Origin of the sequence: Streptomyces sp. NPDC088785, from assembly GCF_044750685.1 — a bacterium.
Classification (GTDB): Bacteria; Actinomycetota; Actinomycetes; order Streptomycetales; family Streptomycetaceae; genus Streptomyces.
In genome coordinates, this window is the sequence record NZ_JBIVKH010000002.1 from 86,614 (window position 1) to 111,771 (window position 25,158).

The following is a 25,158-nucleotide window of genomic DNA, read 5'->3' on the forward strand; positions in this document are numbered from 1 at the left end:
CCCGCCCCAGGCGTGAGGTCGGCATCGGCGCGGCGTCCCCTCCTGTGCGAGGGGCTTTTTCATTTCCTGAGCACTGGCCGCCGGCAGAGACGATCGATGGAGCTTTGAGGATCATGAGCGAGACGAACACCGCCGCCGCTTCCGAGGCGGCGGTCGCGCCGCACCGCTACACGGCGGCCATGGCCGCCGACATCGAGGCACGCTGGCAGGACTTCTGGGACGAGCACGGTGTCTACGAGGCGCCGAACCCGACCGGCGACCTGGCCGGGGACACGGACGAGGCCCGCGCGCTCGCCGCCCGCCCGAAGAAGTTCATCATGGACATGTTCCCGTACCCCTCCGGTGCGGGCCTGCACGTCGGCCACCCGCTGGGCTACATCGCCACGGACGTCTTCGCGCGCTTCCAGCGCATGAACGGCCACAACGTGCTGCACACCCTCGGCTTCGACGCGTTCGGCCTGCCGGCCGAGCAGTACGCCGTGCAGACGGGCACCCACCCGCGCACGTCGACCGAGGCCAACATGGAGAACATGAAGGCGCAGCTGCGCGCCCTGGGCCTGGGGCACGACAAGCGCCGGTCGTTCGCCACGATCGACCCGGAGTACTACAAGTGGACGCAGTGGATCTTCCTGCAGATCTTCAACTCCTGGTACGACGACGAGCGGGACAAGGCCCGGCCGATCGCCGAGCTGGTCGCGCAGTTCGCCTCCGGTGAGCGCGCCGTCCCCGGCGGCCGGGCCTGGGACGCGCTGACCGAGGCCGAGCGGGCCGACATCCTGGGCGAGTACCGCCTGGCGTACGCCTCCGACGCGCCCGTGAACTGGGCGCCGGGCCTGGGCACCGTCCTGGCCAACGAGGAGGTCACCGCCGACGGCCGCTCCGAGCGCGGCAACTTCCCCGTCTTCAAGGCCAAGCTGCGCCAGTGGAACATGCGCATCACCGCCTACGCGGACCGCCTGCTGGACGACCTGGACGGCCTGGACTGGCCCGAGGCGATCAAGTTGCAGCAGCGCAACTGGATCGGCCGCTCCGAGGGCGCCCGGATCGACTTCGGCTTCGACGCCTCCGACGACGTCATCACCGTCTTCTCCACCCGCCAGGACACCCTGTTCGGCGCCACCTACATGGTGCTGGCGCCCGAGCACGACCTGGTCGAGAGGATCACCCCGGCCGCCTGGCCCGAGGGCACCCACGACGTGTGGACCGGCGGTCACGCGACGCCCGCCGAGGCCGTCGCCGCCTACCGCAAGCAGGCCGCCTCCAAGTCGGACGTCGAGCGCCAGGCCGAGGCCAAGGACAAGACCGGCGTCTTCACCGGCGCGTACGCGATCAACCCGGTCAGCGGCGAGCAGGTCCCGGTCTTCATCGCCGACTACGTCCTGATGGGCTACGGCACCGGCGCGATCATGGCGGTCCCGGCGCACGACGCCCGCGACTTCGCGTTCGCGCGCGCCTTCGAACTGCCGATGCGCTGCGTGGTCCAGCCGTCGGACGGGCGCGGCACCGACCCGTCGACCTGGGACGACGCCTTCGTCGCGTACGAGGCGAAGCTGGTCAACTCCTCGAACGACGAGGTCGCGCTTGACGGCCTGGGCGTCGCCGACGCCAAGGCCCGGATGACCGAGTGGCTGGCCGGCCGGGGCATCGGCCACGGCACGGTCAACTTCCGGCTGCGCGACTGGCTGTTCAGCCGCCAGCGCTACTGGGGCGAGCCCTTCCCGATCGTCTACGACGAGGACGGCATCGCCCACCCGCTGCCCGAGTCGATGCTGCCGCTGGAGCTGCCCGAGGTCGAGGACTACAGCCCGCGCACCTTCGACCCGGACGACGCCGACACCCAGCCCGAGACGCCGCTGTCCCGCAACGAGGACTGGGTCGACGTCACCCTGGACCTGGGCGACGGCCGCGGCCCGCGCCGGTTCCGCCGCGAGACCAACACCATGCCCAACTGGGCGGGTTCGTGCTGGTACGAGCTGCGCTACCTGGACCCGCACAACAGCGAGAAGCTGGTCGACCCGGCCGTCGAGCAGTACTGGATGGGCCCGCGCGAGGGACAGCCCACCGGCGGTGTCGACCTGTACGTGGGCGGCGCCGAGCACGCGGTGCTGCACCTGCTGTACGCCCGTTTCTGGTCGAAGGTGCTGTTCGACCTGGGGCACGTCTCCTCCGCCGAGCCGTTCCACAAGCTGTTCAACCAGGGCATGATCCAGGCCTACGTGTACCGGGACGCGCGCGGTATCGCCGTACCGGCCGCCGAGGTGGAGGAGCGCGACGGCGCGTACTACTACCAGGGCGAGAAGGTCAGCCGCCTGCTGGGCAAGATGGGCAAGTCCCTGAAGAACGCGGTCACGCCGGACGAGATCTGCGAGGAGTACGGCGCGGACACGCTGCGCCTGTACGAGATGGCGATGGGCCCGCTGGACGTCTCGCGGCCGTGGGACACGCGCGCGGTGGTCGGCCAGTTCCGGCTGCTCCAGCGCCTGTGGCGCAACATCGTCGACGAGGCGACCGGTGAGGTCACCGTCGTCGACGCCGCCGATGCGGACATCGACGAGGCGACGCTGCGCGCCCTGCACAAGGCGATCGACGGGGTGCGCGGCGACCTGGAGGGGATGCGGTTCAACACCGCCATCGCCAAGGTCACCGAGCTGAACAACCACCTGGTCAAGTCGTACGCGGGCGGTGCGCTGCCGCGCTCGGTCGCCGAGCGGCTCGTGCTGCTGGTCGCGCCGCTGGCCCCGCACGTCGCCGAGGAGCTGTGGCGCAAGCTGGGCCACACCGAGTCGGTCGTCCACCAGGACTTCCCGGTCGCCGACCCGGCCTACGTGGTCGACGAGACGGTGACCTGCGTCGTCCAGATCAAGGGCAAGGTCAAGGCGCGTCTGGAGGTCTCCCCGGCGATCTCCGACGAGGAGCTGGAGAAGATCGCGCTGGCCGACGAGAAGGTCGTCGCGGCGCTTGACGGCGCCGGGATCCGCAAGGTGATCGTGCGGGCGCCGAAGCTGGTGAACATCGTGCCCGCGTAGGGCACCCGGTCCAACACTCGGGGTTGTTCCCTACGGGCAGGTTGGGGGTTCCGCTGGAACCCCTGGCCTGCCCGGTCCGTTTACGGTGGAAGGACGGGTCCGCGGGACCCGGACGGACGGGTCGGGCGGACGAATCGGAGGAGCGCCGTGGAAGCTGTGCTGGTGGTCATGGCGCTGATCTTCATCGCGTTCGTGGTGCTCGGCGCGTACGCGACGGTGAAGGCGGTCGGCGCGGCCAAGCGCGGGGTGGACCGCACGGTGGCGCAGGCGCGCAGGACCGTGGAGGACACCACGCTGCGGGCCAGGAGCTTCCAGCCCGGCACGGCCAGCGAGCTGGCCCAGCTGCGGCTGAGACTGCGCGGTTCCATGCGGGCCACGCAGGACGCGCTGCACGCGCGCGTCGCCGAGGACGCCAGCCTCCAGGAGTCCCTCGACCTCTTCGGGCGGCTCAGCGCGCACGGCCACGAGCTGGACGGCGAACTGAAGCGCCTGGAGAGCGAGCCCGACAAGCGGCAGGTCGCACGGCTGGTGCCGGAGCTGCGGGAGCGCACGTCGCAGATCACGCAGTCCGCCGACGCCCTGCGGCACGCGGCCCGGGACCGGGCCACCCGGTTCGCGAGCGACGATCTGGACTCCCTGCGGTCGCAGATCGACCTGGAGGCGGGGGCGCTGCGGCACTGGACGAGCGCCGACACCGCGTCCGGCTCCTCGGCACCGTCCGCCCCGCCGCCCGGGCGGGAGAAGCCGGACCGGTCCGCGATCACTCCGCCAGGTGTGCGCCCGGTGTATCCGTGGCAGAAGAAACCCCGTCCGGAGAATACGACTTGATCCCCGGCCGCTCGGCGGGGGCCGGGCTGCCTACGGCGGGCTCCGCCGGGTAATCTCCGGAGCATGTCCCGCCATGTCGCGATCGTCACCGATTCAACGGCCTACCTGCCGCAGCGGACGATGGAGCGCCACGGCATCACGGCGGTGCCGCTGACCGTGGTCCTGGGCGACCGGGCGCTCGAAGAGGGCACGGAGATCTCGGCCCGTTCGCTCGCCGAGGCGTTGCAGAAGCGCCGGCCGGTGACGACGTCGAGGCCCAGCCCCGAGCTGTTCGCCGAGACGTACCGCAGGGTCGCCGAGTCCGGCGCCACCGACATCATCTCGCTGCACCTGTCGGCCGAGTTCTCCGGAACCTACGACGCGGCGGTCCTCGCCGCGCGGGAGGCCCCCGTGCCGGTGCGGGTGGTGGACACCGGCATGGTCGCCATGGCGCTCGGTTTCTGCGCGCTCGCCGCGGCGGAGACCGCGGACACCGGCGGCTCCGTCGACGAGGCGGTGGCCGCGGCGGAGAAGCGGGCCGCCGGCACCGCCGCGTACTTCTACGTCGACACCCTGGACTATCTGCGTCGGGGCGGCCGGATCGGGGCCGCGCAGGCGTGGTTCGGCTCGGCGCTCGCGGTCAAGCCGCTCCTCCAGCTCGACGGCGGCCGCATCGAGTTCCTGGAGAAGGTCCGCACCGCGTCGAAGGCGATCGCCCGGCTCCAGGAGATCGTCGCCGAGCGGGCGGGCAGCGGGCAGGTCGACATCGCCGTGCACCACCTGGCGGCGCCGGAGCGGGCGGAGGCCCTCGCGGGCTGGCTGGGTGAGCGGGTGCCGGGGCTGGGGGAGCTGCATGTCAGCGAGGTGGGCGCGGTGATCGGGGCGCATACGGGGCCGGGGTTGCTGGGGGCTGTGGTGTCGCCGCGGATGTAGGTCGCGGGTGCGGGGTGCGGGGTGCGGGGTGCGGGGTGCGGGGTGTGGGGTGTAGAGGTGCAGGGTGTGGGTGTGGGTGCGGGGGCTCGTAGTCGTGGCGGGTGTCGCTGGATCGGGTGGCGGGGTTTTCCACAACTGGTCTGTTGTCCCCGGGAATTGAGCAAGATCCACTAGTTCGGGGCGCGGTGCCTACCGTCTCGGACATGGCACTTCGATCACTGTCTCGGACAGCACAGGCATCCAGCGGGCCGGGGCGTGGCCCCGCGTCCGACGGCCGTGCCCTGAAGCGGCGGCGGGCCCGGCGGCGCCTGGTGCGCGGGGGGCACGGGCGGGCTCGCGGCGCGGGCGAGGAGGAGACGCGGCTGCGGGCGGAGGCCCTGTTCGCGCCGCCGCGCTCGGACGGGCCTTCGGTGCGGGATCCCGTGCCGGGGGAGGCTGGAGCGGGAGCGCCCTCGCCGGGAGTGCCTTCGCCGGGAGCGTCTTCGCCGGGAGCTTTCCCGGGGGAGTCGGTGGGCGGGTCGCCCGCAGGTGCGGGGCGCGGGGCCTCGACGTGGCGGGGGCGTGCCGCGTCGGCCGTGCGGGATCGGCTGCCGCTGTGGGTGCAGGCCCGCTGCGGTGTCGAGCGGCGCGGCGCGCTCGCCCTGGCCGTGGTCCTCTGCGTCGCGGCACTCTTCGCCGCCCAGCACTTCTGGGCCGGGCGTACGCAGCCGGTGCGGGCGCCGGAGACGGTGCGCGCGGCTCCGACGGAGCCGGAGGCGGGCGCCGACCCCGTGCCCTCACCGGTACCCGGGCCGGAGCCCGGGCCCGGGCCGACGAGCGGCGCCCGGGTCATCGTGGACGTCGCGGGGAAGGTGCGCCGCCCCGGCGTCCTGCGACTGCCCGCCGGGGCCCGGGTCGCGGACGCGCTGCGGGCGGCCGGCGGGGTCCGCCCCGGCGCGGACACGGCCGGGCTCAACCGGGCGCGGCTGCTGACCGACGGCGAGCAGATCCTGGTCGGCCAGCCGCTGCCCGCCGACGCGGCGGCCCCGCCGGGCACGGGTGCGGGTGCGGGTGCGGGTTCCGGTGCGCCGGGGGTGCCTGCCGGGCCGGTCGGCCTGAACACCGCGAGTGCGGAACAGCTCGACACGCTGCCCGGCGTCGGCCCGGTGCTGGCCCAGCACATCATCGACTACCGCACCGAGCACGGGGGTTTCCGCTCGGTGGACGAACTGCGCGAGGTCAACGGGATCGGGGACCGCCGCTTCGAAGACCTTCAGAATCTCGTCCGGCCATGACCGGCACCGACACCGGTTCCGACACCGGCACCGGCACCGGCACCGGCACGGGCCTGGGAGCCGGTTCGGCCGATCCGCCCCGCGAGGGCCCGCTCGACCTGAGGCTGGTCCCGCCCGCGCTGGCGGCCTGGGCGACGGCGGCGCTGCTCCTCACGGCGCCCGGCCGTTGGGCGGCGACGGTCGCGGCGGTGTGCGCGCTCGTCGGCGTGGGGCTGCTGATCGCGGGCCGCCGCGACGCGGCGCCGGGCACCCGTGCGGCCAGCGCCCGCGCCTCCGGTGCCCTTGCATCCGGCGCCTGGCGGAGCCCGTCCGCCGCGCTGCTCCTGCTCTGCACCGCAGCGGCGGCGGCCTCGGCGGGCCTGCACGGAGCCGATCTGCGCCGTGGCCCGGTGCCGGAGCTCGCGGCCCGGTACGCCCGGGTCCACGCCGAGGTCGAGATCACCTCGGACCCCCGGCTCACCCGGCCACGGGTCAGTGGGGACCACGCCGCGCCGCCCGCCGTGCTCGTCGAGGCGGAGCTGGTGCGGGTCAGGGCACCCGACGGCGCGGAGTACCGGACCCGGACACCGGTCCTGATCCTTGCGGACACGCCCCGGCCCGTGGCCCGGCCCTCCGCCCAGTCCTCCGCCCAGCCCTCCGACCGGGACGCCGACCCCAGTGCAGCCCCGCGCGCCGCCCCGCGCGGGAGCCCGTGGCTGGCTCGGCTGCCGTCCACCCGGCTGTGGGTCACGGGTGCGCTGGCGCCGCCCCTGAGCGGCGGTGACCGGGTCGCGGCGGTGCTGCGCGTCGGGCCGGACGTGCGGCCCCGCGTGGTGGGCGGGCCGAGTGCGCCGCAGCGGCTGGCCGGTGAGCTGCGCGCGGGGCTGCGGCGGGCGACGGCGGGGCTGCCCCCGGACGCACGCGCCCTGCTCCCCGGTCTGGTGGTCGGCGACACGGCACGGGTCACGCCGGAGCTGCACGCGGCGTTCGAGGCGACCGACCTGCTGCATCTGACCTCCGTCAGCGGGGCGAATTTCACGATCCTGCTGGCGCTGCTGATCGGACCGCCGGGCACCGCGCAGCTGGCGGAGAGGCGGGGGCTCGCGCCCCGCGTCGGTCTGTCGCTGCGGACGACCGCGCTGGCCGGCGGCGGGCTGACGCTCGGGTTCGTCGTGGTGTGCCGACCGGGGCCGAGCGTGCTGCGGGCGGCGGCGTGCGGGCTGATCGCCCTGCTCGCCGTCGCCACCGGACGCCGCAGATCCCTGCTCCCGGCGCTGGCCACGGCCGTACTGCTGCTCGTCCTCCTCGACCCGTGGCTGGCGCGGAGTCACGGGTTCCTGCTGTCGGTGCTCGCCACCGGCGCGCTGCTCACCCTCGCCCCGCGCTGGAGTGCGGCGCTGCGCGGGCGCGGGGTGCCGGGGCGGCTCGCCGAGGCGCTCGGGGCGGCGGGCGCGGCCCAGGCGGTGTGCGCTCCCGTCGTCGCCGTCCTCGCGGCGCGGGTGAGTCTGGTGGCGGTGCCGTGCAATCTGCTGGTGGAGTTCGCGGTCGCGCCCGCGACGGTGCTGGGGTTCGCGGCGCTCGCGGCGGCGCCGGTCGCGATGCCGGTGGCGACGTTCTGCGCGTGGTGCGCGAGTTGGCCCGCGGGCTGGATCGCCCGGATCGCGCGGACCGGGGCCGCGATGCCGGGCGGCGGTGTGGACTGGCCGGGCGGCTGGCGCGGGGGAGCACTGCTCGCGGTGGGCACGGTGGTGCTGGTCGCGGTGGGGCGCCGCGTGCTCGGGTCGGCGTGGCTCTGCGGGGCCTGCGCGCTGCTGCTGCTCGTGGTCGTGGTGCGGCCGGCGCCCCTGACCCGGGTGATCACGGGCTGGCCGCCGCCGGGCTGGCGGCTGGTGATGTGCGACGTGGGGCAGGGCGACGCGCTGGTGCTCGCGGCCGGGGCGGGCGCCGGGGTCGTGGTGGACGCGGGACCGGATCCGGTGCGCGTCGACCGGTGTCTGCGGTCGCTGGGTGTCACCCGGATCCCGTTGCTGCTGCTCACGCATTTCCACGCGGACCATGTGGCGGGCCTGCCGGGGGTGTTGCGGGGGCGGTCGGTCGGGGCGGTCGAGACGACGGGGTTCGCGGAGCCGGCGGACCAGGCGGCGTTCGTCCGGCGGCTGGTGGCGGCGCGCGGCATCACGATGGTCCGGGCGGCGGCGGGGGAGCGGCGCAGGAGCGGCCCCCTCGACTGGCAGGTGCTGTGGCCGCCGGCGGGCCCCGCGCCCGGCCCCGACGGGCCGAACGACGCGAGCGTCACCCTGCTGGTGCGCACCGGCGGCCTGACGCTGCTGCTGCTCGGCGACCTCGAACCGGCCGCGCAGCGCGCCCTGTCGAGGAGCGGCGCGGGGGCCGCGCTGCCCCGGGTGGACGTGCTGAAGGTCGCCCACCACGGATCGGCCTTCCAGGACCCCGGGTTGCTGCGGCGGGCGGCGCCCCGGCTCGCGTTGATCAGCGCGGGGGCCGACAACCCGTACGGTCATCCCGCTCCCCGGACCCTGGCGGCGCTGCGGGCCCAGGGCGTCGCGGTACTGCGCACGGACCGGGACGGGGCGGTCGCCGTCCGCGAGGGCGGGCCGGGCACGCGGGGCGGCGCGGCCGGACTGGAGGTGGCGCGGAGCGGACCCTGACCGGAGGGGCGGGGCACGGCCCCGGACGGCCCGAGGAGGGCGGCGCGGCGGGCGGTGCGGGATCGCAGATTTGCTACCGGTGAGTAGAAATGATCCCGTGTTGCCTCGAATGCCCCAGCGGTGATCGAATACTCCTTCGTTGAAGAAGTGACGACAGTTGTCAAGGGTTGCTGGGGTGGATAGCTCATGTTCGGCCGCAGGCTGGGAAACCGTACGAACCGGGTTCAACGGGCACATCCCCTGGCGGCGGTGACGGTGCCGCCCAGCGCGGGCGTCCTGAGCTGCCGGGTCCTGGACCCGGTCAACGAGCCGGTGCGCGGCGCCGAGTTCGCCGTCAGCGACGCGATGGGGCGCAAGGTGGTGAGCGGCGGGACCGACCCGTTCGGCTCGTTCATGGCGGCCGTGCCCGCCGGGGAGTACCGCCTCGCCGTCTCGGCCGAGGGGTTCGCGCCGTACCGGGGCAGCGCCACCGTCGCCGAGAGCGCGCACGCCTCGCTCGGTGACGTCATGCTCCAGGTCGCGCCGCCGCCCCCGCTGCCGCGGCCCGGCGAGTGGGAGATCGAGCCGACGCACTCGTCGATCGCGTTCACGGCGCGGCACATCGGGCTCGCCCGGGTCCACGGCCGGTTCAACACCTTCGCCGGTGCGCTGCGGGTCGCCGAACGCGTCGAGCAGTCCGCGATGCACGTGGTCATCGACGCGTCCTCCATCGACACCAATGTGAAGATGCGCGACGACCACCTCAGGTCCGCCGACTTCCTCGACGTCGACCACTTCCCGACGCTGGAGTTCTACAGCGAGCGTTTCGTGCACAGGGGCGGCAGCCGCTGGGCGATCACCGGCGCGCTCTCGCTGCACGGCGTGACCCGCACGGTCACCCTCGACGCCGAGTACCTGGGCCTGGGCAACGGGATGGAGGGCGAGACCCGCGCCGCCTGCCGGGCCACCACCGAACTGCACCGCGACGACTTCACCGTCAGCTGGCAGACCATGCTGGCGCGCGGCATCGCCGTCGTCGGCTCCAGCGTGCGCATCGAGATCGACGTGCAGATCGTGCCCCAGGGCTGATCCCGTGCCGTCGGTGTCCGAAGATGGTGTCGTGAGCGATGTGAGACACGTGCTGGTGCTGCCCGACCGCGACGCGGCGCAGGAGGCCGCCGAAGCGCTCGCCGAGCGTTTCGGCGTGGCCGAGGAACCGCAGCTCGTACGGGACGCGCTGGCCGGCGAGGACGACGCCGAGGACGCCCAGTGGCTGGTGGTCGTCGAGGACGCGGACGGCCGGCTCGACCCCGGGGAGCTGGACGGGTTCGCGGGCGAGTGGGACGGGTGGCGCGAGGAGCCCTGAGCCCGCCGCGGCCGGGGCGGGTTGTCGGTGGTGCGTGGGATGCTTGTCCGCGATGGCCAGGAAGACTGCACACGACGATCCCCTCGCTCCGCTCACCGTCGCGGTGGGCCAGGAGGACCTGCTGCTCGACCGCGCGGTGCAGGAGGTGGTCGCCGCCGCCCGGGCGTCCGACGCCGACACCGATGTCCGCGACCTCACCTCCGACCAGGTGCAGCCCGGGACGCTCGCGGAGCTGACGAGCCCGTCGCTGTTCGCCGAGCGCAAGGTCGTCGTGGTCCGCAACGCGCAGGACCTGTCGGCGGACACGGTGAAGGACGTGAAGGCGTATCTCGGCTCGCCCGCCGAGGAGATCACGCTGGTCCTGCTGCACGCCGGCGGCGCCAAGGGCAAGGGCCTGCTCGACGCGGCGCGCAAGGTGGGGGCGCGGGAGGTCGCCTGCCCGAAGATGACCAAGCCGGCGGACCGGCTGTCGTTCGTGCGCTCGGAGTTCCGCACGCTCGGCCGGTCGGCGACGCCCGAGGCGTGCCAGGCGCTCGTCGACGCCCTCGGCAGCGACCTGCGGGAGCTGGCGTCCGCCGTCTCGCAGCTCGTCGCCGACATCGAGGGCACCATCGACGAGGCCGTCGTCGCGCGGTACTACACCGGGCGGGCCGAGGCGTCGAGCTTCACGGTGGCGGACCGGGCCGTGGAGGGCCGGGCCGCCGAAGCGCTGGAGGCGCTGCGGTGGTCGCTGGCCACCGGCGTCGCGCCGGTGCTGATCACCAGCGCGTTGGCGCAGGGGGTGCGGGCCATCGGCAAGCTGTCCTCCGCGCGCGGCGGGCGCCCCGCCGACCTGGCCCGCGAGCTGGGGATGCCGCCGTGGAAGATCGACCGGGTGCGTCAGCAGATGCGGGGCTGGACCCCTGACGGGGTGGCCGCCGCGCTGACGGCCGTCGCCGAGGCGGACGCGGGGGTCAAGGGCGGCGGGGACGACCCCGAGTACGCGCTGGAGAAGGCCGTCGTCAGCGTGGCACGGGCCGCCCGCGCGCGAGGCTGAAAGCGCCCCGCGACCCGTGCCCCGGCGCCCCGTGCCCCGGCGCCCCGGCGCCCCGCGCCCCGTGGCCCGAGCCCGCGCCCCGCGCCCCGAGCCCGCGACCCGTGGCCCGAGCCCGTGGCCCGCGACCCGCGACCCGAGCCCGCGACCCGAGCCCCGCTCCGAGCCCGAGCCCCGAGCCCCCGCTCCGAGCCCGCGACCCAGGGCCTCGCCCCGGCCCCGTGCCCCAGACCCCGCCCCAGGACCTCGCCCCGAGCCCGCGCCCCGGCCACCCCGCCCCAGGCCCCCGCCCCGAGCCCGCGCACTCCCGAGCCCGCGCACTCCCGAGCCCGCGCACTCCCGAGCCCGCGCACTCCCGGAACCCCGCCACCGACACCCCCGCACGCCGCAGGCCCCGCACGTCGAAGGCCCCCCGCACGCCGAAGGCCCCGCCGTCCCGGTCGGGACGGCGGGGCCTCGGTTCACGCTAGGGGTGAGCCGCACCCGCGTGGCGAACGCAGTCGCGTGCGGCTCGGGGTGCCGGTCGGGGGCGGATGAGAGAGGGCCCGCCCGGGTCCTACCGGCGATACATCGGATCAGGTCGGGTTCAGCCCTGGAGAGAGGCGACCTTCGAAGCAAGCGCCGACTTCTTGTTGGCGGCCTGGTTCTTGTGGATGACGCCCTTGGCGACGGCCTTGTCGAGCTGACGCGCGGCAGCGCGCTGGTACTCGGTGGCCTTCGCGGTGTCACCCGCGGCAGCGGCCTCGCGGGCCTTGCGGACCGCGGTCTTCAGCGAAGACTTGACGGCCTTGTTGCGCAGCCGGGCCTTCTCGTTGGTCTTGTTCCGCTTGATCTGGGACTTGATGTTCGCCACGAAATGAGCCTTTGCAGGTTCAGGCACGGGGCCGGTGAGGGTCCCGTACCGGTGATTTTCTCTGAGTGCGTGTCTCGTGCTGAGAGGGCATGAGACACAGCTGACCACGGTACCAGCCGTACTCCCACCGGCCCAAACCGTGCCCAGTGCCCGGGCCGTGGGACCATGGAAGCTACGTATCGATCCCAACCGAGGCCGACCTGAGGCAAACGGCGCCTCAAGAGACAGGACCCTGCGTGCCCGCGACCCCTAAGAATGTGCCCGAGCCGAGCCGTACCGACCCGGCTCTGATCCGCAATTTCTGCATCATCGCGCACATCGACCACGGCAAGTCCACGCTCGCCGACCGCATGCTCCAGCTGACCGGCGTGGTCGAGCAGCGGCAGATGCGTGCTCAGTACCTCGACCGGATGGACATCGAGCGCGAGCGCGGCATCACGATCAAGTCCCAGGCGGTGCGGCTGCCCTGGGCCCCCTCGGAGGGGCCCGACCAGGGCAACACCCACATCCTCAACATGATCGACACGCCGGGCCACGTGGACTTCACGTACGAGGTCTCGCGGTCGCTCGCCGCCTGCGAGGGCACCGTCCTCCTGGTCGACGCGGCCCAGGGCATCGAGGCGCAGACCCTCGCCAACCTGTACCTGGCGATGGAGAACGACCTCAAGATCATCCCGGTGCTCAACAAGATCGACCTGCCGGCCGCCCAGCCCGAGAAGTTCTCCGAGGAGCTGGCCAACCTCATCGGCTGCCAGCCCGAGGACGTGCTCAAGGTCTCCGCGAAGACTGGCATGGGCGTCGAGGCGCTGCTCGACAAGGTCGTCGCCGAGATCCCGCAGCCGGTCGGCGTCAAGGACGCCCCGGCCCGCGCGATGATCTTCGACTCGGTCTACGACTCGTACCGCGGTGTCGTCACCTACGTCCGTGTCATCGACGGCCAGCTCAACAAGCGCGAGCGGATCCGGATGATGTCCACCGGCGCCACGCACGAGCTGCTGGAGATCGGCACGAACTCGCCGGAGATGCTGCCCGCCGACGGGCTCGGCGTCGGCGAGGTCGGCTACCTGATCACCGGCGTGAAGGACGTCCGCCAGTCCAAGGTCGGTGACACGATCACCTCCCTGCACAACGGCGCGACGGAGGCCCTCGGCGGCTACAAGGACCCGAAGCCGATGGTCTTCTCGGGGCTGTACCCGCTCGACGGCTCGGACTACCCCGAGCTGCGCGACGCCCTCGACAAGCTCCAGCTCAACGACGCGGCGCTGGTCTACGAGCCGGAGACCTCGGCGGCCCTCGGCTTCGGCTTCCGCGTCGGCTTCCTCGGCCTGCTGCACCTCGACGTGATCCGCGAGCGCCTGGAGCGCGAGTTCGGCCTCGACCTGATCGCCACGGCGCCGAACGTGGTGTACCGCGTCGACATGGAGGACGGTGCCGAGCACATCGTCACCAACCCCAGCGAGTTCCCCGAGGGGAAGATCGACAAGGTCTACGAGCCGGTCGTGCGCGCCACCATCCTCGCGCCGTCCGAGTTCATCGGCTCGATCATGGAGCTGTGCCAGACCCGGCGCGGCACCCTGCTCGGCATGGACTACCTCTCCGAGGACCGCGTCGAGATCCGCTACACCCTGCCGCTCGCCGAGATCGTCTTCGACTTCTTCGACCAGCTGAAGTCCAAGACCCGCGGCTACGCCTCGCTCGACTACGAGCCCACCGGCGAGCAGACCGCGCACCTGGTGAAGGTCGACATCCTGCTGCACGGCGACAAGGTCGACGCCTTCTCCGCCATCACCCACCGCGACCAGGCCTACGCCTACGGGGTGCGGCTCGTCGCCAAGCTGCGCGAGCTGATCCCGCGCCAGGCCTTCGAGGTGCCGATCCAGGCGGCCATCGGCTCCCGGGTCATCGCCCGCGAGACCATCCGCGCCATCCGCAAGGACGTCCTCGCCAAGTGCTACGGCGGTGACATCTCCCGTAAGCGCAAGCTGCTCGAGAAGCAGAAGGAGGGCAAGAAGCGCATGAAGATGGTGGGATCCGTGGAGGTTCCGCAGGAGGCCTTCATCGCGGTGCTCTCCAGTGACGACGGCGGCGGCGCCAAGAGCAAGAAGTAGCCCCGGCGGTCACGGACGGTGGGCCCGTCGCGCGGACGCGCGACGGGCCCACCGCTTTTGTGTGGGGGCTGTGTGGGCAGGGGCGGATGGGGTGCTCGCCCGTGAAGTCGGAGGCCGGAGCCTCTTACGCGGCGGCGCGGTGGCCCTTACCCTGATCACTGCTCAATGGTTACTCGCCAGTTAAACAAGCCGCGTTTCAACAGTCGCGGGCCCCGGAGGACGTCGTGAGCGACACACAGACCCTGATCGAGAACCGGCCGCCCTCCGTGGCGTCTCTCTTCCTGGAGCGCGTGGCCGCCACACCTGATGCCGAGGCCTACCGCTACCCGGTTCCCGCGGCCGGCGGCTCGGGTCCGGACGAGTGGAAGTCGTTGAGCTGGGCGCAGGCCGCCCAGCGGGTCTACGCGATCGCCGCCGGCCTCGTCGAGCTGGGGGTGCGGGCCGAGGAGCGGGTGGCGCTCGCCTCCTCGACCCGGGTCGAGTGGATCCTCGCGGACCTCGGCATCATGTGCGCGGGCGCGGCGACCACCACCGTCTATCCGCAGACCAAGGCCGACGAGTCGGCGTTCATCCTCTCCGACTCCGAGTCGAAGGTGCTCGTCGCCGAGGACGCCGCGCAGCTCGCCAAGGCCCGCGAGCGCCGCGCCGAGCTGCCCGAGCTGCGCCATGTGATCGTGATCGACGCGACCGGCGTGGAGCCGGACGCCGCCGACCCCGACGGCTGGCTGCTCACCCTGGAGGACCTGGAGGCGCGCGGCGCCGCCCACCTGGAGAAGAACCCGGAGGTGATCACGGAGCGGGTCGGCGCGATCCAGAAGGACCAGCTCGCCACCCTCATCTACACCTCCGGCACCACCGGCCGCCCCAAGGGCGTCCGCCTCCCGCACGACAACTGGTCGTACATGGCCAGGGCCATCGCCTCCACCGGGCTCGTCGGCCAGGACGACGTGCAGTACCTGTGGCTGCCGCTCGCCCACGTCTTCGGCAAGGTGCTCACCAGCGGCCAGATCGAGGTCGGGCACGTCACCGCCGTCGACGGCCGGGTCGACAAGATCATCGAGAATCTCCCGGTCGTGCAGCCCACGTACATGGCCGCCGTGCCGCGCATCTTCGAGAAGGTCTACAACGGGGTCGCCGCCAAGGCGCGGGCCGGCGGCGCCGCCAAGTACAAGATCTTCCAGTGGGCGGCCGGGGTCGCGCGCGAGTACGCGAAGGTCACCCAGGACAACTTCCGCAGGACCGGCGTGGCGTCCGCGCCGTTCGGCCTGGCCTCCAAGCACAAGGTCGCCGACGCCCTCGTCTACAGCAAGCTCCGGGAGGCCTTCGGCGGCCGGCTGCGGGCCTGCATCTCCGGCTCCGCCGCGCTGGCCCCCGAGATCGGCTACTTCTTCGCGGGCGCGGGCGTGCACATCCTGGAGGGCTACGGGCTCACCGAGTCGTCGGCCGCCTCCTTCGTGAACCCCGGCGAGGCCTACCGCACCGGCACCGTCGGCAAGCCGCTGCCCGGCACCGAGGTGCGCATCGCCGACGACGGCGAGATCCTGCTGCGCGGCCCCGGCATCATGGAGGGCTACCACGGGCTGCCCGAGAAGACCGCCGAGGTGCTGGAGAGCGACGGCTGGTTCCACACCGGCGACATCGGCGAGCTGTCCGTCGACGGCTATCTGCGGATCACCGACCGCAAGAAGGACCTGATCAAGACCTCCGGCGGCAAGTACATCGCGCCCGCCGAGGTCGAGGGCCAGTTCAAGGCCGTCTGCCCCTACGTCTCCAACATCCTGGTGCACGGCGCCGACCGGAACTTCTGCACCGCGCTCATCGCGCTCGACGAACCGTCGATCCTGGAGTGGGCCAAGGAGAACGGCCTGGAGGGCAGGACGTACGCGGACGTCGTCGCCGCCCCCGCGACCGTGCGGCTCGTCGAGGGCTACGTCACGGAGCTCAACGAGGGGCTCCAGCGCTGGCAGACCATCAAGAAGTTCAAGCTGCTGCCGCGCGACCTCGACATCGAGCACGGCGAGCTGACGCCCAGCCTCAAGCTCAAGCGGCCGGTCGTCGAGCGGGAGTACAAGGGCCTGCTCGACGAGATGTACGCCGGTACGCGCGAGGGCTGATCCGCGTCCGGCCCGCGGCGCCCCGGGTCAGGGGCGCCGCAGCGTACGCAGCGTCTCCTCCATCTGGGAGACGCGGGTGCGCAGCGCGCGCACGTCGGGCTCCGGGTGCTCGGCCAGCTGGTGCTCGATCGACGCCATCCGCGTCGCCAGCGTGTCGAGCTGCGCCTGCTCGCGCGCCAGCAGCCGCTGCAACTGCTGGTTCTTGCGGTGCAGGTCGAGGAAGACGGTGACCTTGGCGCGCAGCACCCACGGGTCGAAGGGCTTGGTCAGGTAGTCGGCCGCCCCGGTCGCGTAGCCGCGGAAGGCGTAGCCCGCGTCGGCGTCCGTGCCGGTGAGGAAGATGATCGGGACGTCCTTGGTCTGGTCGAGGCGCTTGATGTTCGACGCCGTCTCGAAGCCGTCCATCCCCGGCATCCGGATGTCCAGCAGGACGACCGCGAACCGGTGCCGCAGCAGCGCCTTCATGGCCTCCTCGCCCGACCGGGCCCGCACCAGCGGCTCGTTCAGCGATCCGAGGACCGCTTCGAGCGCGATCAGGTTGTCCTCCATGTCGTCGACCAGGAGGATGCTGGCCCGGTCGGGCGAGCCGCTGTCGGTGATGGTCATGGTGACGGTGCCTCACTCGGTCGTCGGCGGGGTCACGGACTCTCCCTCGGGCGGTGCCGCCTCGTCCGGGGCCAGCAGATCGCAGACGACGGTCAGCAGCTGATCGACGTCCACCGGTTTGGGTACGTAGTCGTTGGCGCCCTGGGCGATGGACTTCTCGCGGTCGCCGGGCATCGCCTTCGCGGTCAGCGCCACGATGGGCAGCCCGGCCCACCGCGGCGTCCCGCGGATCACCGAGATGGTCTCGTAGCCGTCCATCTCCGGCATCATGATGTCCATCAGGACCAGCTCGACGTCCGGGTTGACCTCCAGGGTGTCGATGCCCTCCCGCCCGTTCTCCGCGTACAGCACGGGCATGCCGACCCGGCCGAGGACATGGGTCAGCGCGAAGACGTTGCGGATGTCGTCGTCGACGATCAGCACGCGGCGCCCGGCCAGCACCTGCCCCGCGCGGCCCGCCCGCCACTGCTCCAGCTTCGTGGGCGTGGGCCAGTTGTCGTCCTGGTCGTGCGGCGGATACGCGTCCGGGGCCGGGAGCTGCTGCGGCACCAGCGGCGGCCGGTGGCCCGCGTACGGCAGCGGCGCCGGCTCCGCGACGGGCTCGTGCGGCACGTGGCTGGGATGGCGCACGGGCACGTACAGCGTGAAGGTGGAGCCGTGGCCCGGCTCGCTCTCGGCGATGATCCGGCCGCCGAGCAGCCCGGAGATCTCCCGGCTGATCGACAGGCCGAGGCCGGTGCCGCCGTACTTGCGGTTCGTGGTGCCGTCGGCCTGCTGGAACGCCTCGAAGATGACCGGCAGCTTGTCGCGGGCGATACCGATGCCGGTGTCGGAGACGGCGAACGCGATCAGGTCGTCGCTGTCGCGCAGGTACTGGTGCTCGGGGTCCCTGACCCGGGAGACCCGCAGCTCCACCTTGCCGTTCGCGGTGAACTTGATCGCGTTCGACAGCAGGTTGCGCAGGATCTGCTGGAGCCGCTGCTCGTCCGAGAGCATCTCGCGCGGCACGTCCTCGCCGACCGTCACCTCGAAGGCGAGACCGCGGTCGAGGGTGATCGGGCGGAACGTGGCGTGGACGTAGTCGAGGAGCTTGATGAGCGGCAGCCTCTTGGGGCGGACGTCCATCCGGCCCGCCTCGATCTTCGACAGGTCGAGGATGTCGTTGATCAGCTGGAGCAGGTCGGACCCGGACCGGTGGATCGTCGTCGCGAACTGCACCTCCTGGTCGTTGAGGTGGCCGTCCGGGTTGTCGGAGAGCAGCCGGGCCAGGATGAGCAGCGAGTTCAGCGGCGTGCGCAGCTCGTGCGACATGTTCGCCAGGAACTCCGACTTGTACTGGGAGGAGGTCGCCAGCAGGGCCGCCTTCTCCTCCAGCTCCGCGTTCGAGCGCTGCAACTCGGCCTGCTGGCGCTGGAGCTCGTCCGACCGCTCCTGCAACTGCGTCGCCAGGCGCTGCGACTCGCCGAGCAGCGACTCGGTGCGGGAGTTGGCGATGATCGTGTTGATCGCGACGCCGATGGTGTTCACGAACTGGTCGAAGAACGCCAGGTGGACGTCGGAGAAGCGGGAGAACGACGCCAGTTCGATCACGCCGAGGAGCTTGTCCTCGAAGAGGATCGGGATGATGACGACCGAGGCCGGCGCCGCCTCCCCGAGCCCGCTGTTGATCTTGATGTAGTCCGGCGGGGCGTCCTCGACGAGGATCCGCTTCTTCTCCAGGGCCGCCTGCCGGACCAGCCCGTGCACGGGCATGGCGTCGGTGTCGACGACCGAGGCCGCCGCCGACGCGTACCCCGCGATGTAGGCCAGCCCCTTGGTGGGGATGGAGGTGCGGATCGGGGTGTCCCCCTCGTCGGGCTCGGCGAGGAAGAACGCGCCGTACTGGGCGTTCACCAGCGGGGTCAGCTCCCGCAGGATCAGGTCGGCGACCTCCATCAGGTCCCGGTGCCCCTGCATCAGGGCCGCGAGCCGGGCCAGGTTCGACTCCAGCCAGTCCTTCGCGCGGGTCGTCTCGCGCAGATTGGCGACCATCAGGTTGATGTTGTTCTTCAGCTCGGCGACCTCGCCCTGCGTCTCCACGGTGATGGAGCGCGACATGTCGCCGGAGGTCACCGCGGACGCCACCTCGGCGATGGCGCGGACCTGCGTCGTCAGGTTCGACGCCAGCTCGTTCACGTTCGTCGTCAGGCGCTTCCAGGTGCCGTACACGCCCTCCACCCGCGCCTGGCCGCCGAGCCGGCCCTCGGAGCCCACCTCGCGCGCCACGCGGGTGACCTCGGAGGAGAAGGACGAGAGCGTGTCGACCATCGTGTTGATGGTCGTCTTCAGTTCGAGGATCTCGCCGCGCGCGTCGACGTCGATCTTCTTCGACAGGTCGCCCTGCGCCACCGCGGTGGCGACCTGCGCGATGTTGCGCACCTGCGAGGTCAGGTTGTCCGCCATGTAGTTGACGTTGTCGGTGAGGTCCTTCCAGACGCCCGACACGCCGTGCACGGTCGCCCGCCCGCCGAGGCGGCCGTCCGTGCCCACCTCGCGGGCCACCCGCGTGACCTCGTCGGCGAACCCGCGCAGCTGCTCCACCATCGTGTTGACGGTGTCCTTCAGCGCCAGGATCTCGCCGCGCGCGTCGACCGAGATCTTCTTCGACAGGTCGCCCTGCGCCACGGCCGTGGTGACCTGCGCGATGTTGCGGACCTGCGAGGTCAGGTTCGACGCCATGAAGTTGACGTTGTCGGTGAGGTCCTTCCAGACGCCGGAGACGCCGCGGACCTGCGCCTGGCCGCCCAGGTTCCCCTCGGTGCCGACCTCGCGGGCGACGCGGGTGACCTCGTCGGCGAAGGCGGACAGCTGGTCGACCATCGTGTTGATCGTCGACTTCAGTTCGAGGATCTCGCCCTTCGCCTCGACGGTGATCTTCTTGCCGAGGTCGCCCTGCGCCACGGCCGTCGACACCAGGGCGATGTTGCGGACCTGCGAGGTCAGGTTGTCCGCCATGAAGTTGACGTTGTCGGTGAGGTCCTTCCAGACGCCGGAGACGCCCCGGACCTGCGCCCGGCCGCCGAGCTGGCCCTCGGTGCCGACCTCGCGGGCGACGCGGGTGACCTCGTCGGCGAAGGCGGACAGCTGGTCGACCATCGTGTTGATCGTCGACTTCAGTTCGAGGATCTCGCCCTTCGCGTCCACGGTGATCTTCTGGCTCAGGTCGCCGTTGGCCACGGCCGTGGTGACCTGCGCGATGTTGCGGACCTGCGAGGTCAGGTTCGACGCCATGAAGTTGACGTTGTCGGTGAGGTCCTTCCAGACGCCCGAGACGCCCCGCACCTGCGCCCGGCCGCCGAGCTGGCCCTCGGTGCCGACCTCGCGGGCGACGCGGGTCACCTCGTCGGCGAAGGCGGACAGCTGGTCGACCATCGTGTTCACGGTCAGCTTCAGTTCGAGCAGCTCGCCCGTCGCCTCGATCGTGACCGTACGGGTCAGGTCGCCCCGGGCCACCGCCGTCGTCACCAGCGCGATGTCGCGCACCTGCGCCGTCAGCCGGGACGCCATCGTGTTCACGGCCTCGGTCACGTCCCGCCAACTGCCCGACAGGCCCTGTGCCTTGGCCCGGCCGCCCAGCCGGCCCTCGGTGCCGACCTCGCGGGCGACGCGGGTCACCTCGCCGGTGAACAGGGAGAGCTGGTCCACCATCTTGTTGACCGCGCGGCCCAGGCTGCGCAGGTCGCCGCGGAGCTGGCGGGTGCCGTCGTGCAGATCGACGCGCTGCGTCAGGTCGCCGCCCGCGACCGCGTCCAGCACCCGGGTCGCGTTGGCCGTCGGGGCCACCAGGGCCCCGATGACGGTGTTCACGTCGTGGACGCGGGTCGCCCACGCGCCGTAGCCGGGGCTCGCCTCCATCCGCTCGTCGAGCCGTCCGTGCCGGACGATCTCCCGGCGCACCCGGGTCAGCTCGGAGCTGAAGTGGGTGCTGCGGTCGACCAACTGGTTGAACGCCGCCCCCAGTTCGCCGATCAGTCCCTCGCCGGGATCCTGCACGGGCACGAAGTTCCCGTCCCGGGCGGCGGTGATGGCGGCCAGCAGCGGGCGCAGATCGGAGGCGCGCAACGTGGCGGTCCCGTCCGTGCCCGGGTGCACGCCCTTAGCACTGTTCTCACTCATAGCGGCCCACTTCGGTGACTCGGTGCTTATGGGCCTGGTCAGTCTGTCACTCTGGTGCTGTCGCCTGAGGCGTAAACGCCCGAACTGCTCAGGAGCCGAACCGTGGGGCCCATTCCACTTCAGCGGGACACCACCGGCAGCGGCCCCGACCTGGCGGACGTCGGGTCGGGGCCGGTCGTGGTCCGCACGTCGCTGCCCGGGAATCCGCTGGCGCCCGCGGCCGCCCGGCGCTTCGTCCGCGCGGCCTTCGCCGACTGGACCGACCGCGCCCTGCCCGTCGCCGCCACCCTCAGTGACCGCCTGGTCGACGACGCCGTCGTCATCCTCAGCGAACTCGTCACGAACGCCGTGGTGCACGCCGGCACCAGCGTCGAGCTGCTGTGCCGGATGGAGCCCGCCGGCCCGGACGGGACCCCGGCGGGGCTCGTCGTCGAGGTCACCGACCACCATCCGTCCCGCGCCGTGCGCACCGACCGCGGCCTGCGCTCGCCCGACACCCCCGAGTACGGCCGCGGCGTCCAGCTGGTCGCCGGACTCGCCGAGGCGTGGGGGATCACCTACCGCGCGGGCACCAAGACCGTGTGGGCCCGGCTGCCCGCCGACGGCACCGGGACCGCCGCCGCCGTCCCGCCGGAGCAGCAGGCCGCCGCCCAGCAGGCCGCCGCCCAGCAGGGCCGCGGGCCGCGGGTCCCGGGGCCGCAGGGCGGGGAGGTCTCCGCGCGCGTCCTCCAGCGCGGCCTGCGCGCGGCGGAGACCCCGGAGCCCGCGCCCCGGCGCGACCCCCGGGACCGGGACTGGATCAACCGCGGCGCGCTCTCCTTCCTCGCCGAGGCGTCCGACCTGCTCGCCGGCCAGCTCGACGAGGACATGGTCGCCGCGCTCGTCGGCCAGCTCCTCGTGCCGCGGCTCGCCGACTGGTGCGCGATCTGGCTCTACGACGAGGAGGGGCGCGGCCTGCCCGGCATCGCCGACCACGACGCGCGCGGCGCCGACCCCCTGCACGCGCCCCGGCTCGCCCGGGTCTGGCACACCCACGAGAGCCGCATCGAGGACCTGCGCCGGATCCTGGAGAAGGAACCGCCCCGACTGCCCGACGCCGTGCGCACGGCCGCCGTGCCCGTGCCCTGCCCGGCCGAGGCCGCCCCCGACGACCGCGGCGCCGCGCTCGCCTACCGGCTGTCGGCGGGCGGCCGCACGCTCGGCATCCTGCTCATCGGCCGCGCCGGGCTCCAGGCCTTCCCCGACGAGATCACGGGTCTCGTCGAGGACTTCAGCCGCCGCGTCGCGCTCGCCGTCAGCGCGGCCCGCCGCTTCACCCGGCAGGCCACCATCAGCCGGATCCTCCAGCGCGGGCTGCTGCCCGCCGCGCTCGCCGAGATCCCCGGCCTGCGCAGCGCCCTCGTGTACGAGCCGAAGGAGGCGGGCGGCCCCGGCGGCGACTTCTACGACGTCTTCCCCGGCGGCGACGGACGCTGGTGCTTCGCGCTCGGCGACGTGCAGGGCAAGGGGCCGGAGGCGGCCGTGCTGATCGGTCTGGCCCGGCCCTGGCTGCGGCTGCTCGCCCGCGAGGGGTATCCGGTCGACCAGGTCCTCGACCGGCTCAACCGGCTGCTCCTCGACGACGCCACCGAGGCCGCCGACGGCGCCGCGCGGGCGCTCGCCGCGGTGGCCTCCGCCGGCGGGCCCGGAGCACCGCCCGAGGGCTCCTCCTCCCGCTTCCTCTCCCTCCTCTACGGCGAGCTGACGCCCACCGCGGCCGGGCTGAGCTGCACCATCGCCTCCGCCGGGCATCCGCTGCCGCTGCTGATGCGGCCCGGCGGCGAGGTCGTGCCCGCGGCCGGGCCGCAGGTGCTGCTCGGGGTGGTCGACGACCCCGACTACACGAGTGAGACCTTCGAGCTGTCCGCCGGGGACACCCTGCTGTGCGTCACCGACGGGGTGACCGAGCGGCGTCGCGGGGCCCTCCAGTTCGACGACGGGGACGGGCTGGCGCAGGCGCTCGCCGGGTGCGCCGGGCTGTCGGCCCCGCTCCTCGCCGAGCGCATCCGGCGCCTCGTCCACGCCTTCGCCGACACCCCGCCCGACGACGACCTGGCCCTTCTGGTCCTCCAGGCCGAGTAGCGCTCCGGCGGTGGCGGACAATGGACGCATGCCTTCCGCCCTCCCCGACGGCGAGCCCGTCCCCGCCGACGGTTCCCTGCCCGCCTCCGCCCTCGCCGGGGCCGCCTCGCGGCCGCTCGGCTTCTACCTGCACGTCCCGTACTGCGCCACGCGCTGCGGCTACTGCGACTTCAACACGTACACCGCGACCGAGCTGCGCGGCACCGGCGGGGTCCTGGCGTCCCGGGACAACTACGCGGACCTGGTGGTGGAGGAGGTCCGGCTCGCCCGGAAGGTCCTCGGCGACGATCCCCGCCCGGTGCGCACCGTGTTCGTCGGGGGCGGTACGCCGACCCTGCTCGCCGCCTCCGACCTGGTGCGGATGCTGGGCGCGGTCCGCGCCGAGTTCGGGCTCGCCGACGACGCGGAGATCACCACCGAGGCGAACCCCGAGTCCGTCGACCCGGCGTACCTGGCCGAGCTGCGGGCCGGCGGGTTCAACCGGATCTCGTTCGGGATGCAGAGCGCGCGGCAGCACGTGCTGAAGGTCCTCGACCGCACGCACACGCCCGGGCGGCCCGAGGCGTGCGTCGCGGAGGCGCGGGCGGCCGGGTTCGAGCACGTCAACCTGGACCTGATCTACGGCACGCCGGGGGAGACCGACGAGGACTGGCGGGCCTCGCTGGACGCGGCCATCGGGGCGGGCCCCGACCACGTGTCGGCGTATGCGCTGATCGTCGAGGAGGGCACCCAGCTCGCGCGGCGGATCCGGCGCGGGGAGGTGCCGATGACCGACGACGACGTGCACGCGGACCGCTACCTGATCGCCGACGAGGTGCTGTCGGCGGCCGGGTTCGACTGGTACGAGGTGTCGAACTGGGCGACGTCCGGGGCGGGGCGCTGCCTGCACAACGAGCTGTACTGGCGCGGGGCCGACTGGTGGGGCGCCGGACCCGGGGCGCACTCGCACGTGGGCGGGGTGCGCTGGTGGAACGTCAAGCACCCCGGGGCGTACGCCGCCGCGCTCACCGGTGGCGGGTCGCCGGGGGCCGGCCGGGAGGTGCTGGCCGACGAGGACCGGCGGGTCGAGCGGATCCTGCTGGAGCTGCGGCTGCTCGAAGGGTGCCCGGTGTCGCTGCTGAAGCCCGCCGGGCTGGCCGCCGCGCGCAGGGCCGTCGCGGACGGGCTGCTGGAGAGCGGGCCGTTCCGGGAGGGGCGGGCCGTGCTGACGCTGCGGGGCCGGTTGCTGGCCGATGCCGTGGTGCGGGACCTGGTCGACTGACGGTCCGGGCGCTTGCCGGTCCGGGGCGCGCGGGGCGCTACTCGGTGACGAAGTCGATCAGTTCCTCCACGCGGCCCAGGAGCGCGGGTTCCAGGTCCTTGTAGGTGCGGACCCTGGACAGGATGTGCTGCCAGGCCTCGCCCGTGTTCGCCACGCGCCAGCCGAGCGCGCGGCACACGCCCGTCTTCCAGTCCTGGCCGCGCGGGACGCGGGGCCAGGCCTCGATGCCGACCGAGGACGGCTTCACGGCCTCCCAGATGTCGATGTAGGGGTGCCCGACCACCAGCGCGTGCTCGCTCGGCACGGACTGGGCGATGCGCCACTCCTTGCTGCCGGGCACCAGATGGTCGACGAGCACGCCCAGGCGCGCGTCGGGGCCGGGCGCGAACTCCGCGACGATCGCCGGGAGGTCGTCCACGCCCTCCAGGAACTCCACGGCGACGCCCTCGATGCGCAGGTCGTCGCCCCACACGCGCTCGATCAGCTCGGCGTCGTGCTTGCCCTCGACATAGATCCGGCCGGCCCGCGCCACGCGCGCGCGGGCGCCCGGGACCGCCATCGAGCCGGACGCCGTCCGGGCCGGACGCGCGGGCCCGGCCGCCGCCGAGGGGCGGACCAGCGTGACGGGCCGGCCCTCCAGCAGGAAGCCGCGCGGCTCCATCGGGAAGACGCGGTGCTTGCCGAAGCGGTCCTCCAGCGTCACCGTCGGCCCCTGCGCCGTCTTCTCGACGCGGACCACGGCGCCGCAGAAGCCGGTGCCGACCTCCTCGACGACCAGATCCGGTTCGGCGGGGACCTCCGGGGCGGGCGTGTTCCGCTTCCAGGGAGGGGTCAGGTCAGGTGAGTACGGGCGCATTCGCACGACGATATGAGGAGT

At 73.0% G+C, this 25,158-nt stretch carries 16 protein-coding genes; 12 read left to right on the plus strand and 4 right to left on the minus strand.

The window, feature by feature from the left end; all coding sequences use genetic code 11:
- Window positions 1–113 precede the first annotated feature (113 nt).
- The 8 genes from leuS (at window position 114) to holA (ending at window position 11,066) form a co-directional block, all read left to right on the plus strand.
- Entirely contained in the window at window positions 114–3,026 is a 2,913-nt protein-coding gene (gene leuS / locus ACIP5K_RS06065) for a leucine--tRNA ligase (RefSeq protein WP_401405435.1), read from the plus strand.
- A 147-nt stretch (window positions 3,027–3,173) separates the two neighbouring features.
- Window positions 3,174–3,854 carry a hypothetical protein gene (locus tag ACIP5K_RS06070; protein ID WP_401405437.1) on the plus strand — a complete coding sequence of 227 codons (681 nt, stop codon included), beginning with the start codon at window positions 3,174–3,176 and terminating at the stop codon, window positions 3,852–3,854.
- Window positions 3,855–3,917: 63 nt separating this feature from the next.
- Entirely contained in the window at window positions 3,918–4,766 is an 849-nt protein-coding gene (locus ACIP5K_RS06075) for a DegV family protein (RefSeq protein ID WP_401405439.1), read from the plus strand.
- A gap of 575 nt (window positions 4,767–5,341) precedes the next feature.
- Entirely contained in the window at window positions 5,342–6,040 is a 699-nt protein-coding gene (locus ACIP5K_RS06080) for a helix-hairpin-helix domain-containing protein (protein ID WP_401405441.1), read from the plus strand.
- Window positions 6,037–8,685, plus strand: a complete 2,649-nt coding sequence (locus ACIP5K_RS06085; protein WP_401405443.1) for a ComEC/Rec2 family competence protein — start codon at window positions 6,037–6,039, stop codon at window positions 8,683–8,685. Before ACIP5K_RS06080 ends, ACIP5K_RS06085 begins: the two co-directional genes overlap by 4 nt.
- A 186-nt stretch (window positions 8,686–8,871) precedes the next feature.
- A complete protein-coding gene (locus ACIP5K_RS06090) occupies window positions 8,872–9,753 on the plus strand; it encodes a YceI family protein (RefSeq protein WP_401405444.1) in 882 nt (293 codons plus the stop codon).
- Window positions 9,754–9,784: 31 nt separating this feature from the next.
- The gene (locus ACIP5K_RS06095; protein WP_401405446.1) at window positions 9,785–10,030 is read left to right on the plus strand and encodes a hypothetical protein; all 246 of its coding nucleotides are present in this window, start codon (window positions 9,785–9,787) and stop codon (window positions 10,028–10,030) included.
- Window positions 10,031–10,082: 52 nt separating this feature from the next.
- Entirely contained in the window at window positions 10,083–11,066 is a 984-nt protein-coding gene (gene holA / locus ACIP5K_RS06100) for a DNA polymerase III subunit delta (protein ID WP_401405448.1), read from the plus strand.
- Between the two features lie 583 nt (window positions 11,067–11,649).
- Here holA and rpsT read toward each other — a convergent pair.
- Complete coding sequence (gene rpsT / locus ACIP5K_RS06105) at window positions 11,650–11,916, minus strand: 30S ribosomal protein S20 (RefSeq protein WP_401405450.1); 267 nt, start codon at window positions 11,914–11,916, stop codon at window positions 11,650–11,652.
- A 236-nt stretch (window positions 11,917–12,152) separates the two neighbouring features.
- Here rpsT and lepA point away from each other — a divergent pair, with 236 nt between their 5' ends.
- A complete protein-coding gene (gene lepA, locus ACIP5K_RS06110; RefSeq protein ID WP_401405452.1) occupies window positions 12,153–14,024 on the plus strand; it encodes a translation elongation factor 4 in 1,872 nt (623 codons plus the stop codon).
- 224 nt (window positions 14,025–14,248) lie between these two features.
- Window positions 14,249–16,138, plus strand: a complete 1,890-nt coding sequence (locus ACIP5K_RS06115; protein WP_401405454.1) for an AMP-dependent synthetase/ligase — start codon at window positions 14,249–14,251, stop codon at window positions 16,136–16,138.
- Window positions 16,139–16,165: 27 nt separating this feature from the next.
- Here the strand turns inward: ACIP5K_RS06115 and ACIP5K_RS06120 are convergent, their stop codons facing one another.
- Both ACIP5K_RS06120 and ACIP5K_RS06125 read right to left on the minus strand, forming a co-directional pair.
- Complete coding sequence (locus tag ACIP5K_RS06120) at window positions 16,166–16,744, minus strand: two-component system response regulator (protein WP_401405456.1); 579 nt, start codon at window positions 16,742–16,744, stop codon at window positions 16,166–16,168.
- Between the two features lie 12 nt (window positions 16,745–16,756).
- Entirely contained in the window at window positions 16,757–20,899 is a 4,143-nt protein-coding gene (locus ACIP5K_RS06125; protein WP_401405458.1) for a HAMP domain-containing protein, read from the minus strand.
- A gap of 102 nt (window positions 20,900–21,001) precedes the next feature.
- Between ACIP5K_RS06125 and ACIP5K_RS06130 the strand changes: the two genes are divergently transcribed.
- Together ACIP5K_RS06130 and hemW are read left to right on the plus strand one after the other, a co-directional pair.
- Window positions 21,002–23,020 carry a SpoIIE family protein phosphatase gene (locus ACIP5K_RS06130; protein ID WP_401405460.1) on the plus strand — a complete coding sequence of 673 codons (2,019 nt, stop codon included), beginning with the start codon at window positions 21,002–21,004 and terminating at the stop codon, window positions 23,018–23,020.
- A 28-nt stretch (window positions 23,021–23,048) separates the two neighbouring features.
- A complete protein-coding gene (hemW, locus tag ACIP5K_RS06135; RefSeq protein WP_401405462.1) occupies window positions 23,049–24,281 on the plus strand; it encodes a radical SAM family heme chaperone HemW in 1,233 nt (410 codons plus the stop codon).
- A 37-nt stretch (window positions 24,282–24,318) separates the two neighbouring features.
- Here the strand turns inward: hemW and ACIP5K_RS06140 are convergent, their stop codons facing one another.
- Entirely contained in the window at window positions 24,319–25,137 is an 819-nt protein-coding gene (locus tag ACIP5K_RS06140) for a DUF3097 domain-containing protein (RefSeq protein WP_401405464.1), read from the minus strand.
- Window positions 25,138–25,158 lie beyond the last annotated feature (21 nt).